Origin of the sequence: Limnospira platensis NIES-39 (assembly GCF_026000695.1) — a bacterium.
GTDB classification, from domain to species: domain Bacteria; phylum Cyanobacteriota; class Cyanobacteriia; order Cyanobacteriales; family Microcoleaceae; genus Limnospira; species Limnospira platensis.
Map to the genome: position 1 here is coordinate 3493608 of NZ_AP026945.1, position 14765 is coordinate 3508372.

Here is a 14765-nt window from a genome sequence, read left to right on the forward strand (position 1 = left end):
AGCCTTTATCTCAATCATTAAGCACAGTAACAACACTTGGTAAACCAGTTATTCAAACACTGTAAATCCACAAGGCTTACCGCCACTTCTACCAATCTCACTAATAATTCCATGGTCTCCGTCCTGAACTTGCACACTAAACTTTTGAGCTGTGACCACATCATCTCTATAGGGTTAAACTCAGGGGAATACACCGGCAGATATTCTACCCTGGCTCCTACTGACTCTATCATTTCTTGGACTTCTTCTCGATGATGATAATTTAAGTTATCCATTACCACTACATCTCCTTTTTTTAATTTTGGCAATAAATCTAACTTGATGAATTGGAGAAAATCCTCTTTTTTCATTGACCCTTCTAATGTTTGAGTCCCCACCAATCCGGAGAGCTTAATTGCACCAATTATTGTCATTTTTTTTACCTCGATAGGATTTCCGCAGTTCATAGACTTTTTTCCCTTTCGTAGCTCTGGCTAACGGTCTGCTCATCCCTACCCATAACCCACTTTCATCAATAAACACAAGCTTTTCAGGAGCCACATATCTAATTATTTCCCAATAATCTACTCGCGCTTTCTGTACTTCTTCAGTTACTACTTTTTCGCTCCTGTATGTTTTTTTTTGAGACTTATATCGTGCTGCTTTAAAAATCTATCTATCATGGTCGTACTGACATTTATGCCCAGCTTTTCTCTGAGCTTCTCACTATATTGCCATAAGGTCAGATCGGGGTGGGCTTCTACAATATCTATCACGGCTTCCTCATGCTGAGATCAAATGCTTTTCTTTTTAGTGCCACACTTACGAGGAGATAAGTCTCCCGTTAATCGATACTGTTTGACCAGTCGCCTTACCGTGTCTGGACTCACCAAAAAGCGTTTCGCTACTTTTCGGATAGAAGTGTCTCCTTTTTCATAGGCTTCTACTATCTTTTTCCGAAAATCTAAAGAGTAACGGCTCATGGTAGTTGGTTGTGATAACTTATACAATAGCCATACATTATACTGTACTTTGTGTTTTGTGTAAAGGCTGTATGGAGCCGGAAGGGTTGGTTTACCTCGATGAAGCTGGCATGAATAGTCAAGACTCGGATTATCCTTATGGTTACTGCCAGGAAGGACAACGCTTCCATGCCCTCAAATCAGGGAAGAGGCAGGGCAGGGTGAGCATGATGGCGGCATGGTGTCATCAACAACTCTTAGCCCCCTTTACCTTTGAGGGTTGTTGTAATCGGACAGTGTTTGAGTTGTGGTTGGAGTTCATCTTAATTCCAACATTGAAGCCAGGTCAGACTCTAGTATTGGACAATGCAACGTTTCATAAAGGGGGGCGGCAGGCTGAACTGGTGGAGGCGGCTCAATGCCGTTTACTCTATCTTCCGCCTTATTCGCCAGACCTCAACAAGATAGAGAAATGTTGGTCGTGGCTGAAAGCCCGTATTCGCCACTGCACGTGAGCAGTTTGATTCTCTCCATGATGCCATGGATTCCGTTCTCCAAGCTACGTCCTAACCACCTTGACTAATGCTATACCACCTTATTCGCCAGACCTCAACAAGATAGAGAAATGTTGGTCGTGGTTGAAAGCCCGCATTCGCCATTGCACGTGAGCAGTTTGATTCTCTCCATGATGCCATGGATTCCGTTCTCCAAGCTGCGTCCTAACCACCTTGACTAATGCTATATAATGGAGAGGACGAGATGACTAAGAAGACCAAAAATGCCAGCCCCCTATAGTTATGACCTCAGACAAAAAGTTATTGATGCAATTGAACTAGACGGTATGCCCAAAACAGAAGCCAGTCAAGTTTTCCATGTCAGCCGGAACACCATTAATCTCTGGCTGCAAAGAAAAGCACAGACCGGAGACTTCCTCCCTAAACCTAATCACCGACCTGGCAATAACCACAAAATTACCGACTGGCAAAAATTCAAGGCTTTTGCCCAAGAGCATGGCGATCAAACCTCCGCTCAAATGGCTGAACTTTGGGATGACGACATCTCTCCTCGCACCATATCCAGAGCCTTGAAGAAAATTGGCTTCACCAGAAAAAAAACTTACGGCTACCAAGAACGTGATCAGCAACAGCGAGAGGAGTTTATTGCTCAGATTGAACATATGGAGCCACAAGAAGTGGTCTACCTCGATGAAGCCGGCATGAATAGTCAGGACTCGGATTATCCTTATGGTTACTGTGAGCAAGGACAACGCTTCGATGTCCTCAAATCCGGGAAGAGGCAGGGCAGGGTGAGCTATATGGCCCCATGGTGTCATCAACAACTCTTAGCCCCCGATCGCTTTGAGGGTTGTTGTAATCGGACAGTGTTTGAGCTGTGGTTGGAGTTCATCTTAATTCCAACACTGAAGCCAGGTCAGACTCTAGTGCTAGACAATGCAACGTTTCATAAAGGGGGACGGATTCCTGAGCTAGTGGAGGCGGCTCAATGCCGTTTGCTCTATCTACCACCTTATTCGCCAGACCTCAACAAGATAGAGAAATGTTGGTCGTGGTTGAAAGCCCGCATTCGCCATTGCACGTGAGCAGTTTGATTCTCTCGATGATGCCATGGATTCCGTTCTCAAGGCTGCGTCCTAACCACCTTGACTAATGCTATAAATTAGGTCCAAATCAACACATTATGTTAGTGGTTGACCAAGCCGGATGGCATATCAGTAAGAATCTGAAAGTACCCGAAGGACTGCATTTAATGTTTCTACCGTCCCATTCCCCGGAACTGCAACCAGCGGAAAGACTGTTGCCTCTGGTAGATGAACCCATTGCCAATCGCTCATTTGAGAATCTTGAGCAGCTAGAGGAACTCTTGTGTGCTCGCTGCCGAAGTTTGTGGAAACAGCGCGAATTAATTAGAGGCTTGACGAGTTTTCATTGGTGGCCTCAAATCGAGACTTTACTATAATTGATTATCCGGACTTGATATCATGGATGGTTGGCAGTGGTCTCGTTTGCGGTGTCAGGTTACACCTCGGAGCCTTCCGTTCCCCGCTTCAATCTGACGGGTTATGATTCCTGAAACTGGGGGTGGCTATCGGCGTTACCCTCTGCTCCCTGATTTTCAGTTCGCTTATGACCTTGGGTTCCCTGTCTTATTTGGATTTTCTCCAAACGTCGGGACATATAAACAGTTATGGGGATGGTCAGGAGTACGCTCCTTATATCCAGATTCGGGGCTGGGATCCCCTCCAGGTAGTTATTTAAGGCATCTCAGCCCTATTTCATACCTGAACATCTCGCACTCATAAATTGAACATAGTAGCCGTCTGCACGACGAATAAGCCTAACCCGTTTGATTTGTTCAACCTGGTAGAAATGTAAATCCCATGTTCCTTTGAGTTTAAGCTGACATATCCCTTTTTTGTCGGTAAAGGTTATTCGCTTGCGAGTCTCTGATAACTTCCACCCAGAAGTCTTGTATTCAACAGAACGGCAGTTCTTTTTGAACTTTGGATAGCCTTTCTTCCAGGGAATGGCTTTCCGGCAGTTCTCGTAGAACCGCGAAATTGCCGAATAGGCTCTTTCAATGGACGCTTGACAGGCGCTGGAGTTTAAGTCGCGAGCAAAAGGAAATTCATCTCGAGCGTGTTTTGCGCTAGGCGATACAAATCCTTCTGCCCAATTCCCGAATTATCCATCCAGAAACGGACGGCTTTATTGCGGATGAACTGAGCCGTTCGGATGGCCTCATCAATGGCACTGTATTGAGTTGACTTGCCTTTAGCTTTAAACTCCAGTACAATCATTTACGTCAGATAGTTATTAGGGGTCGAGATAGACCTCACGGTCTACCCCTCCCATTCAGAACCGGACTTGAGACTTTCACCTCATCCGGCTGCTAGTCTGATTGCGTTATGGTCGAAAGAGAAGTCACCTTCCCCAACTCCAATTCCAAACCGTGCTTGCGAGTTTCCCAGCACACGGCTCCTGATGTAGATACCCTATTTGTCAGTAGGAACAGGGCTACGACCCCCCGCTTTGTAACCTCAACTTTAGGAGCTATATACAACCTCGTAGTCTTTAAACTCGCACTCGTCATAAAACTCTTAATTGTCGCGGTCTCTATATCCACAACGTGGCTAGTGGGCATATCCTAACCATTACAGTTAGGCATTAGCTTTCAGCCACATCCTTTCCCCTTAAAGGTATACGCTTACACTTTTCACTACTGTGCAGGTACATCCTGCCGAGAGCCTAAAAGGGGTTTAAACGTTCCGTTTATACGGGCATTCCATCTTTAGACTTGTCCTGTCCACCGGGGTAATTTTAAAGGTCTGTGTAGGTAGTAAAGAGAAACCCCTACTTTTCCCCTTGCTCTTTTGAGCGCAGCGTGTCAACCTGTTTCGCTACCTTCTTATGACGGTGGTTCAAGTCGGAACATTCAGATTTCCTTAGTTATGGATGGTTGGCAGTGGTCGCATATGGTAGTAGGTTCTACTTCACGCCTTCCGTTCCCCGCTTCAATCCTGGGGTTATGATTCCCAAAACTGGGGGTGGCTATCGCCGTTACTCTCAACTTCATGCTATACTAGGTGGGTCACAACTCCCACCGTTCAAGCGTTCTGTCTTGACCTTGAGTCCCCTGCCTTGCTTAGATTTCTCTAAGCGTCGGGACATATAAACAGTTATGGGATGGTCAGGGAAGCGACTCCCTATATTCCACCAAGGGGTGGAAGTCCCACCGGGCAGTTATTTCGGGTATTGCAACCCTATGCGCGTGCCTGAACGTTTCGCACCTCCTTGTTAAGAGTACAGCAACCTCTCTTCATCAAGAGCTGTTTTATCATCGCGGGTGTGGCGGTGCAACAGTTGGAGGTTTTTATATTCATCCTTCCCGCCTTGACTTCTTGGATGTATGTGGTCTACCTCTAATAGGTCTGATGGGGTAAAGAATTGCCCGCACCAGGTACACCTGCCTTTTTGCTTCTTGAGTAGTTTTGCTACTTTGTTTGGCGTGTCGATTGCTTGTCCTTTCCTGGTTGCCCAGTACGTCCAGTTTCCGTCGTATGGTGTTGCGTCAGGGCGTATTAGGGTGTGTCTGACAATTGGAATCCAATTATGTTTCCATAGTTGGTATCCATCTTTAGTCTGAAACAACCAAGATTCGTGTCTTTTTCTCCCATTGCTAAGTTTAACCGTTTCATGTCTGAAATAGTTTCTTAGCTTTTCATGTAGGTTTGCCCTTCCACATCTTGATACTGTCCATGCCCTTAACATTAACCAGACTTTGTGGTCTAATTTATTGAAGGTCTCTGTTGAGACTACTGCTGAATAATAGTTTGACCATCCCTTTATGATTGGGTTTAGTTTGCTGATCAGAGCTGATTGGGGTGCTGTTTTATGTTGTTTTATTACACCCTTAATCACTTCTGTATGGGCTTTGACTGCTTTATTGCTGGGTTTGCTTAGAGTTTTGTGTTCGATTAATCGGCTTGCCATTCCCCCTGTTTTCCCAGATTTATGTTTTCCTACTGGATATTGCCTGATATTGAATCCTAGAAAATCAAACCCTGGTTCTTCTGTTTTGCCATCGTACTCAATAGGTTTGAGTGTATGACAGATTCGAGTCTTTTCGGGTTTAATTTCCAGTCCTACAGGTTTTAACCATTCGGAAATAGCAGTTTTGCACTGTTTAATGATGTCGAGTGAATGTGATATTACTACGAAATCATCTGCGTATCTTACTACTGTGGCTTGTACCACGTTCTTCTTCTTATGATACATTGTTTCAATTAGCCTAACCATTCCCAACAGTGCGATGTTGGCAATGAGTGGACTTATTACCCCTCCTTGAGGTGTCCCTGCTTCTGTATCCTAAAATACACCATTATCCAAAACACCTGCTTTTAACCATTGTTTCAGGTCTCTTTTCAGGCTGCTTGGGCAATGAATTTTGGACAGTAGGTAATCATGGTTCACGGTAAGAGCATTTTGTTAGGGGTCGAGATAAACTTCACAGCCTACCCCTCCCATTCCAAACCGTGCTTGCGAGTTCCCCAGCACACGGCTCCTGATGTAGATACCCTATTGTCAGCAGGAACAGGGCTACAACCCCCCGCTTTGTAACCTCAACTTTGGGAGCTAAATACAACACGTAGTCTTTAAACTCGCTTTCGTCATAAAAACTCTTACTTGTCGCGGTCTCTATATCCACACCGTGACTAGTGGGCATATCCTAACCATTACAGTTAGGCATTGGCTTTCAGTCACATCCTTCCCCCTTAAAGGTATACGCTTACACTTTTCACTACTGTGCAGGTACATCCTGCCACTTGAGAGCCTAAAAGGGGTTTAAACGTTCCGTTTATACGGGCATTCCATCTTTAGACTTGTCCTATCCACCGGGGTACACTTTAAAGGTCTGTGTAGGTAGTGAGTTGAGACTCCTACTTTTCCCCTTACTCTTTTGAGCGCAGCGTGTCAACCTATTTCGCTACTTACTCATTACGGTGGTTCAAGTCGGAACATTCAGATTTCCTTAGTCATGGATGGTTGGCAGTGGTCGCATATGGTAGTAGGTTCTACTTCACGCCTTCCGTTCCCCGCTTCAATCTGACGGGTTATGATTCCTCAAACTGGGGGTGGCTACCGCCGTTACTCTCAACTTCGCGCTATAATAGGAGGCTCACAACTTCCTCTGTTCTAACGTTCTGTCTTGACCCTGAGTTCCCTGCCTTGCTTAGATTTCTCCAAGCGTCGGGACATATAAACAGTTATGGGATGGTCTAGGGATAAGAATGAGAGTGCGTCTCCCTATATTTCACCAAGGGGTGAAAGTCCCACTAAGAGGTTATTTCGGGCATTGCAGCCCTATTTCACTCCTAAACGTTTCGCACGAACCCCTTGAGTATAACGTAAGGTTGAGAGTAACGGCGGTAGCCACCCCCAATTTGAGGATTCACACTCAACGGGTTGAAGCGGGGAACGGAAGGCGTAATAAAGGAACCTACCTCTCACTCGACCACTGCCAACCATCCATGATTAGGGAAACCGAATGTCCGGCTTGAACCATTGTAATGCGTCAGTAGCGAAATAGGTTGATACGCTGCGCTCAAAAGGGCGAGGGAAAAAAAGTAGGAGGCTGCTATAACTACCTACACAGACCTTTAAAAGTACCCCGGTGGATAGGACAAATCTAAAGATGGAATGCCCGCATAGATGGAACGTTTAAACCCCTTTTAGGCTCTCAAGTGGCAGGATGTACCTGCACAGTAGTGAAAAGTGTAAGCGTATACCTTTAAGGGGAAAGGATGTGACTGAAAGCCAATGCCTAACTGTAATGGTTAGGATATGCCCACTAATCACGGTGTGGATATAGAGACCGCGATAAGTAAGAGTTTAATGGCGAAAGCGAGTTGAAAGACTAACGCAAGCATATAGCTTTGAAAGTTGAGGTCATAAAGCAGGGGGTTGTAACCCTGTTCCCAGTGACAAAAGGGGTATCTACATCAGGAGCAGTGTGCTGGGAAACTCGCGAGCACGGTTTGGAATTGGAGTTGGGGAAGGTGACTTCTCTTTCGAACATAACACAACTTCCCTCTTTTTTTTCGCTCAGTCTTGACCCAGCAATTCTCATTTTGGAAATTCAACTGCTATCGGGTGGGATGTCTAACTCGAGACCCTCAAGCATAAAGGTCAGAAGGTGGTCCCAACTGTCGAAGTACAGTCTGGGTAAGCGCGCGCAAATCATTAAAGAAGGTTTGGCGCTTCGGTAAGTGCGCTCGTAGCAACTGGTACTTGTTATCGAGCAACTCCTGCAGGGTGTGGAAGAGCAGCGAGAGGATGTTGATGGTCCGGAGCAAGGAAGAAAGATGCTGCTTGCCATGGCCAAAATTGTGTTCGAGATGGTAGCCCTTGGTCTTGAGAGTGTTGTTGTTCTCATTCTCAACTTTCCAACGAGTCCGCCCGGCCCGAACCACCTCGGCTACATTCTCATCGCTGAGAGGATAATTCGTGGCCAAGGAGTTGTGATAGGTTACCTGGCCATCAGCGGTGGTGACAGTAAGTTCGCACCAGTTAACCAACAGCGCCTCATCGCTATCTTTGAGGGGGACTCCGTTGAGATAGCGGTAGGTATAGGTTTTCTCGACTTTACCAGTCGACTTCTTGGTCGTGAGGGTCGGGAGTTCGATGCCCTCTAGGTGTTCATAGAGGGTAGTATGAGACTCGGGGCGACAGACGACGATGAAGTTAAGTTGCTGCTCTAAAAACTGCTGACACAACGGTTGGTGGCAATAGAGGTCATCCCCTCAAACCGTGACATTCAAAGCCCTCAAGCATTGTTCTTGCCTCGATAGCCAGCGTTTGGCGGCGGCATTCTCACAGTCTTGCTTATCATGACCATCTTGGGGCACGATAAATTCGGGGACTAAGGGAATCACATGATTCTGTCCCGGACAGACGATGACTGGAGTGACAACACTATGGAAGTAATGGGTTTTTCCTGACTTCTGGGTGCGCGTTGAACAGTGGGGACAGTGAATTTGGTCGGAACTGAAGTATTCGGTGCCATCCAACGCGACTAATAGACTGTCCCCTAGGCAACGGAAGTCTTCTAACTGCCCCTGGGCTTCCAAGACTTGTAGGATATCCTCAAACACTGGAAACAGGTGCTCTGGGGACACGGCATCTAATAAGTCCCGAATCTGGTTATCACAGGGAATTCGATGAACTCCAAACAGACTTTGGGCATTGCTCTTGCCTTTACTCCCCTCCATCAGACGTTGATAAGCCAGAAACGACGGAGTTTGAGTAAAAAACACACTAAACGCACTTAAAGCGGCATCCTCCATTCCATAGCGGCGATTTTTACCCCGGCGCTTGTCCGGTAGCGATGACAAGCACTGGCGGAAAGAACCGACTAGAGTCTCAAAGCCACCTGGCTTTTTCAACGGCTCTGGCGCTCCTGGGTTTCTTAGATGTCATTACGATACAGGGATGCTGGGGACTTGAACAGGTTTTCGCCAAAATGAGAATTGCTGGTCTTGACCTTGAGTCTCTCTGCCTTATCTGGTTGTCGAAGCCAGATGTTGAGACACATAGTTAGTTATGGGATGGTCAGGGGTGCGAATCCCTTATATTCCACCAAGGGGTGGAAGTCCCACTAGGAGGTTATTTCAGGCATTGCAGCCCTATTTCACTCCTAAACGTCTCGCACGCTATATGTTAGGGGTCGAGAATGGAGTCACCACCATCCCCTCCCATTCAGAACCATACATAAAAGTTTCCCTTCATACGGCTCCTGGTGTGGATACCCTGTTTTGTCAAAGGAGCAGAATCAACAGACCTGCTTTTTACTTCGATGTTCAGAGCTATATGCAGCACGTAGTCTTTCAACTCGTCCTCGCCATTATACTCTTACTGACCGCAGTATCTATATCCCCACCGTGACAATTGGGCATATCCCCACCATGACAATTGGGCTTTAGCTTCTGGTCACATCCTTAGCCCTCTAAGCATGCGCTTACATTTTTCACTACTGCCTTGTGAATTGCATTACTCACTTGTTTATAGGCAGAGCATTAGAGGGGTTAATTAGGGGTCGAGATAAACCTCACGGTCTACCCCTCCCATTCAGCAGCAGAACCGTACATGAGACTTTCACCTCATACGGCTCCTAGTTTGACCGTCTCTTTGTTAAGAGTACAGCAACATCTCTTTCATCAAGAGCTGTTTTATCATCGTGACAATGGCGATGTAATAATTGAAGATTCTTGTATTCATCCTTTCCGCCTTGGCTTCTAGGTACAATGTGGTCTACTTCAATTAAATCTGATGGGGTAAAGAATTGCCCGCACCAGGTACATCTACCTTTTGGTTTTTTGAGTAGTTTTGCTACCCTAATTGGCGTGTCGATTGCTTGTCCTTTCCTGGTGGCCCAGTAAGTCCAATTTCCGTCATAAAGTGTTGCGTCGGGGCGTATTAGGGTGTGTCTGACAATTGGGGTCCAGATGTGTTTGAATAGATGTATCCCATCTTTGGTTTGGAATAGCCAATTTTCGTGTCTTTCTTTCCCATTGCTAAGTTTAATTGTTCCATGTCTGAAATAATTACTTAGCTTTTTGTAACTTGCCTTTCCGCATCTTGATATTGTCCATGCCCTTAACATTTGCCAGATTGTATTATCTAGCTTATTGAAGGTCTCTGTTGAGACTACTGCTGAGTAATAGTTTGCCCATCCTCTTATAATTGGGTTTAGTCTACTTATCAGGGCTGATTGAGGTGCTGTCTTATGTCGTTTAATTACACCTTTTATCACTTCTGTGTGGGCAACAACTGCTTTTTGGCTGGGTTTTATGTGGGTTTTATGTCCGATTAATCGACTCTTATATCCCCCTGTTTTTCCAGACTTGTATTTTCCTACTGGGTATTGCCTGATATTGAATCCGAGAAAATCAAACCCAGGTTCTTCTGTTTTGCCATTATACTCAATAGGTTTGAGTGTGTGACCAATTCGAGTCTTTTCGGGTTTAATCTCTAATCCTACCGGTTTTAACCATTTGGTGATAGCAGTTTGGCACTGTTCAATGATTCCTAGGTCTTTGGAGATGACCACAAAATCATCGGCATATCTTATAAGGTTCACCTGAGTGGCTGTGCCTTTATTTGGATACATTCCTTTAACTAGCCTTTCTACTCCCAACAGTGCGATGTTGGCGAGTATTGGACTTATTACCCCTCCCTGGGGTGTCCCTGCTTCTGTATCCTCAAATACACCGTTATCTAGCACGCCTGCTTTGAGCCATTGTTTCAGGTCTCTTTTTAGGCAGCTTGGACAATGAATTTTGGACAGTAGATAATCATGGTTCACGGTAAGAGCATTTCGCTATATCTGCATCAAGTACATAGTATTGTCCTTGATTTATGGCAGTGTAAATTCTACCAATTGCGTCCTGGGCTGACCGTCCGGGACGGAACCCATAGCTAGTGCCCTCAAATCTTGACTCCCATTCGGGCTCAAGTGCCGACTTAACCAAGGCTTGCCTTGCTCTATCTTGGATTGTGGGAATTCCTATTCCAGCTTTTTTCATCCCTACCAGGTTTTGGAATCCACACCCTTCGCAGTGGTTTTGCTTTGAGGTTTCCTTTGATTTTCTCGGTCATTTCTAGCCTTTGTTTAGGGGATATTGCTATCACACCATCTACTCCAACCGTCTTTTTGCCTTGACCCGCTTGGGGGGGCGGGTTTATTAAGCTGACTGTTGGGAAGCATGGCTGACCGTGGAACCCGCCCCTACAGTCGCACTGCTAAGAGTCGGGCATAATATGATTTCACCAATAGACGTTGCCACCTTCTTACCTTTGCGTCCTGTCCCGATTTAGCTGCTTGAAATATACTCTTTTGGAGCTTGAAAACTTTCCGTTGAACCTTAGTCCACGGGATGGTCTTCCATGCGTTGTTCGTAGTCTTGATTGGTTTTGATTTCCCAAATCCTTTCTTTAAACTCGCTATCGCCATTTGTACACCTACTTGACTCTATTTCTTTACAATCAAACCGTGACCCGTTAGCATATCCCTACCATTACAGTCTGGCGTTGGCTTCTGGTCACATCTCACCCCCTAATAGGCTTACGCTTACACTTTCACTACTGACTTTCTCGACCAGATTATCAGAGCCCAAGAGGGGTTAAAACGTTCCGTTTATATGGGCATTCCATCTTTAGATTTGTCCTTTCCACCGGGGTACTTTTAAAGGTCTGTGTAGTTATGACATTGAAGTTCCTACTTTTCCCCTTGCTCTTTTGAGCGCAGCGTATCAACCTGTTTCGCTGCCCAATCATTACGATGGTTCAAGCCGGACATTCGGTTTCCCTAATCATGGATGGTTGGCAGTGGTCTCGATTCTGGTGTTGGGTTACACCTTGGAGCCTTCCGTTCCCCGCTTCAATCCTGGGGTTGTGATTCCCAAAACTGGGGGTGGCTATCGCCGTTACCCTGACTCTCTAACTTCTACTTATCTATTTGTAGAATTTGTATAAGTAATTTGTATGAGTTAGTTGGTTTTGACCTTGGGTTCCCTGCCTTGATTTGTATCGTGGGATACTAATCGTTGGGACATATAAACAGTTATGAGGATGGTCAGGAGAGATCTCCTTATATTCAACCAAGGGGTTTAAGTCCCCACCAGGCGGTTATTTCAGGTATTTCAACCTTATTTTATGCCTGAACGTCTCGCACCAACGTTCCGATTATATGGGCATTCCATCGTTAGATTTGTCCTATCGACCGGGGTACTTCTAAAGGTCTGTGTGGGTAGAATGCAGAATCCCCCACTTTTCCCCTTGCCCTTTTGGGCGCAGCGTGTCAACCTATTTCGCTGCTCGTGCTTTACGATGGTTCAAGTCGGACATTCGGTCTTCCTAATCATAGATGGTTGGCAGTGGTCGCGTCTTGGTAGTAGGTTCTACCTCACGCCTTCCGTTCCCCGCTTCTATCCTGGAGTTATGATTTCCAAAACTGGGGGTGGCTGTTATGGTCGAAAGGGAAGTCACCTTCCCCGACTCCACTTCAAAACCGTACTTGAGACTTTCATCTCATACGGCTCCTGATGTGAATACCCCTTTGTCAGTGGGAACAGGGCTACAACCCCCTGCTTTATGACCTCAACTTTCGGAGCTATATACACACGTAGTCATTAACTCGTTTTCGTCATAACACTCTTAGTTGTTGTGGTCTCTATATCCACACCGTGACTAGTGGGCATATCCTAACCATTACAGTTAGGCATTAGCTTTCAGTCACATCCTTTTCCCTTAAAGGCATACGCTTACACTTTTCGCTACTCCACAAGTACATCCTGCCACTTGAGAGCCAATGAGGGGTTTAAACGTTCCATCTATGCGGGCATTCCATCTTTAGATTCGTCCTATCCACCGGGGTACTTTAAAGGTCTGTGAAGGTGGTGGTAATATACCCCTTCTTTTCCCCGTGCTCTTTTGAGCGCAGCGTATCAACCTATTTCGCTACTAGAGTATTACGATGGTTCAAGCCGGACATTCGGTTTCCCTAATCATGGATGGTTGGCAGTGGTCGCCTCTGGTAGTAGGTTCTACTTCACGCCTTCCGTTCCCCGCTTCAATCCTGGGGTTATGATTCCCAAAACTGGGGGTGGCTATCGCCGTTACTCTCAACCTTACGTTATACTCAAGGGGTTCACAACTCCCCTCTTTTTTTCGCTCAGTCTTGACCTTGAGTCTCTCTGCCTTATCTGGTTGTCGAAGCCAGATGTTGAGACACATAGATAGTTATGGGATGGTCAGGGGTGCGAATCCCTTATATTCCACCAAGGGGTGGAAGTCCCACTAGGAGGTTATTTAAGGCATTGCAGCCCTATTTCACTCCTAAACGTCTCGCACATCGCCGTTACTCTCTACTCCCTGATTTCTCAGTTCGTTTATGACCTTGAGTTCCCTGCCTTGCTTAGTTACCTAAGCGTCGGGACATATAATCAGTTATGATGATGCTCAGGAGAGGTCTCCTTATATCCAGATTCGGAGCTGGAATCCTCCCCGGGCAGTTATTTCGGGCATTTCAGCCCTATTTCATACCCGAACGTCTCGCACCTGCGTCTAGTACATAGTACTCACCTTTGCGGATGCTTAGGTAAATTCTTGCTATTGCATCTTGGGCTGACCGTCCCGGACGGAACCCATAGCTAGTGCCTTCAAATCTCGACTCCCATTCAGGTTCGAGTGCCGATTTAACCAGGGCTTGCCTTGCTCTATCTTGGATTGTGGGAATGCCTATTCCAGCTTTTTTCATCCCTTCCAGGTTTTGGTATCCACACCCGTCGCAGTGGTTTTGCTTTGAGGTTTCCTTTAATATTCTTGACCAGTTCAAACCTTTGTTTTGGAGAGATTACTCTCACTCCATCAACGCCGGCTGTTTTCTTGCCTTGACCCGCTTGGGGGGCGGGTTTATTAAGCTGACTGTTGGGAAGCATGGCTGACCGTGGAAGCCGCCCCTACAGCCGAACTGCTAAGAGTCGGGCATAATATGATTTCACCAATAGACGTTGCCACCTTCTAGCCTTTGCATCCTGTCCCGATTTAGCCGCTTGAAATATACTCTTTTGGAGCTTGAAAACTTTCCGCTGAACCTTAGTCCATGGGATTGCCTTCCATGCGTTGTTCGTAGTCTTGGTTGGTTTGGGCTTGCCAAATCCTCTCTTTAAACTCGCTATCGCCATTTGTACACCTACTAGACTCTATTTCTTACAATCAAACCGTGACCTGTTAGCATATCCCTACCATTACAGCAGGGCGTTGGCTTCTGGTCACATCTCACATCCTCTAGGACTTGCGGTTACACTTATCCCTACTGAGGTATCGACCATACTCTCAGAGTCCAGGAGGACTTAAAACGTTCTGTTTATATGGGCATTCCATCTTTAGATTTTTCCTCTCCACCGGGGTACTTTTAAAAGTCTGTGTAGGTGTTGTAGAGAAAACCCCACTTTTCCCCTTGTTCTTTTGAACGCAGCGTGTCAACCTCTTTCGCTACCTAATATTGACGGTGGTTCATGCCGGACATTCGGTTTCCCTAATCATGGATGGTTGGCAGTGGTCTCGTTTCTGGTGTTGGGTTACACCTCGGAGCATTCCGTTCCCCGCTTCAGTCCTGGGGTTGTGATTCCCAAAACTGGGGGTGGCTATCGCCGTTACCCTCAACTCTGTTTCGTAGTTTCCCGTTATGTTAAGGATGGTTACGAATTGTTACAGAGTATATTGACCTTGGGTTCCCTGCCTTGAT

12 protein-coding genes and 7 pseudogenes are annotated in these 14765 nt (G+C 46.1%); 5 read left to right on the forward strand and 14 right to left on the reverse strand.

The genetic code is table 11. From position 1 onward, the window contains the following. Positions 1-17: 17 nt before the first annotated feature. Positions 18-962: pseudogene (locus N39L_RS17085) on the reverse strand (IS630 family transposase). Between the two features lie 71 nt (positions 963-1033). Between N39L_RS17085 and N39L_RS17090 the strand changes: the two are divergent. The 4 genes and pseudogenes from N39L_RS17090 to N39L_RS17105 all read left to right on the forward strand — a co-directional run. Next, a pseudogene (locus N39L_RS17090) lies at positions 1034-1511 on the forward strand (IS630 family transposase); the annotation flags it as partial. A gap of 5 nt (positions 1512-1516) precedes the next feature. Then, a complete protein-coding gene (locus tag N39L_RS17095; protein ID WP_081471191.1) occupies positions 1517-1609 on the forward strand; it encodes a transposase in 93 nt (30 codons plus the stop codon). A gap of 110 nt (positions 1610-1719) precedes the next feature. After that, positions 1720-2596, forward strand: a protein-coding gene (locus N39L_RS17100) for an IS630 family transposase (RefSeq protein WP_286131414.1) whose coding sequence is annotated in 2 segments (ribosomal slippage) — positions 1720-2532 and positions 2534-2596 — 876 coding nt in all. Because the reading frame shifts where the segments join, the coding sequence is not laid out codon by codon here. Positions 2597-2612: 16 nt separating this feature from the next. Further along, a pseudogene (locus N39L_RS17105) lies at positions 2613-2918 on the forward strand (transposase); the annotation flags it as partial. A gap of 341 nt (positions 2919-3259) precedes the next feature. Here the strand turns inward: N39L_RS17105 and N39L_RS17110 are convergent. The 3 genes and pseudogenes from N39L_RS17110 to N39L_RS17120 all read right to left on the reverse strand — a co-directional run. Further along, positions 3260-3759: pseudogene (locus tag N39L_RS17110) on the reverse strand (nuclease/transposase family protein); the annotation flags it as partial. Positions 3760-4394: 635 nt separating this feature from the next. Then, positions 4395-4535, reverse strand: coding sequence for a hypothetical protein (locus tag N39L_RS17115; protein WP_434221607.1), 141 nt, complete (start codon positions 4533-4535; stop codon positions 4395-4397). Between the two features lie 221 nt (positions 4536-4756). Further along, a pseudogene (locus N39L_RS17120) lies at positions 4757-5932 on the reverse strand (group II intron reverse transcriptase); the annotation flags it as partial. Positions 5933-6873: 941 nt separating this feature from the next. Here N39L_RS17120 and N39L_RS17125 point away from each other — a divergent pair. Next, positions 6874-7020 (forward strand): hypothetical protein, encoded by a 147-nt coding sequence (locus tag N39L_RS17125; protein WP_202070181.1) that lies wholly within the window; start codon positions 6874-6876, stop codon positions 7018-7020. 615 nt (positions 7021-7635) lie between these two features. On the opposite strand, the pseudogene N39L_RS17130 reads toward N39L_RS17125, so the two are convergent. The 10 genes and pseudogenes from N39L_RS17130 to N39L_RS17175 form a co-directional block, all read right to left on the reverse strand. Then, positions 7636-8904 (reverse strand): annotated as a pseudogene (locus N39L_RS17130) (ISNCY-like element ISAtsp9 family transposase). 23 nt (positions 8905-8927) lie between these two features. After that, positions 8928-9053: a hypothetical protein gene (locus tag N39L_RS17135; RefSeq protein ID WP_286133185.1), complete on the reverse strand. Its 126-nt coding sequence runs from the start codon at positions 9051-9053 to the stop codon at positions 8928-8930. Positions 9054-9629: 576 nt separating this feature from the next. Next, on the reverse strand, positions 9630-10823 hold the full coding sequence (locus N39L_RS17140; protein ID WP_014275836.1) for a group II intron reverse transcriptase: 1194 nt from the start codon (positions 10821-10823) through the stop codon (positions 9630-9632). Then, the gene (locus tag N39L_RS17145; protein WP_014275007.1) at positions 10813-11043 is read right to left on the reverse strand and encodes a reverse transcriptase domain-containing protein; all 231 of its coding nucleotides are present in this window, start codon (positions 11041-11043) and stop codon (positions 10813-10815) included. The genes N39L_RS17140 and N39L_RS17145 overlap by 11 nt, the downstream gene beginning before the upstream one ends. After that, positions 11003-11225, reverse strand: a pseudogene (locus N39L_RS17150) (HNH endonuclease). Before N39L_RS17150 ends, N39L_RS17145 begins: the two are co-directional and overlap by 41 nt. Before the next feature lie 21 nt (positions 11226-11246). Next, positions 11247-11471, reverse strand: coding sequence for a reverse transcriptase N-terminal domain-containing protein (locus N39L_RS17155; protein ID WP_014274427.1), 225 nt, complete (start codon positions 11469-11471; stop codon positions 11247-11249). Positions 11472-12997: 1526 nt separating this feature from the next. Beyond that, complete coding sequence (locus tag N39L_RS17160; protein WP_035735762.1) at positions 12998-13252, reverse strand: hypothetical protein; 255 nt, start codon at positions 13250-13252, stop codon at positions 12998-13000. 298 nt (positions 13253-13550) lie between these two features. Next, positions 13551-13775, reverse strand: coding sequence for an RNA-dependent RNA polymerase family protein (locus tag N39L_RS17165; RefSeq protein ID WP_014275840.1), 225 nt, complete (start codon positions 13773-13775; stop codon positions 13551-13553). Then, positions 13735-13956 (reverse strand): hypothetical protein, encoded by a 222-nt coding sequence (locus N39L_RS17170; RefSeq protein WP_014275841.1) that lies wholly within the window; start codon positions 13954-13956, stop codon positions 13735-13737. The genes N39L_RS17165 and N39L_RS17170 overlap by 41 nt, the downstream gene beginning before the upstream one ends. A 21-nt stretch (positions 13957-13977) precedes the next feature. After that, positions 13978-14202: a reverse transcriptase N-terminal domain-containing protein gene (locus tag N39L_RS17175; protein WP_014275842.1), complete on the reverse strand. Its 225-nt coding sequence runs from the start codon at positions 14200-14202 to the stop codon at positions 13978-13980. Positions 14203-14765 lie beyond the last annotated feature (563 nt).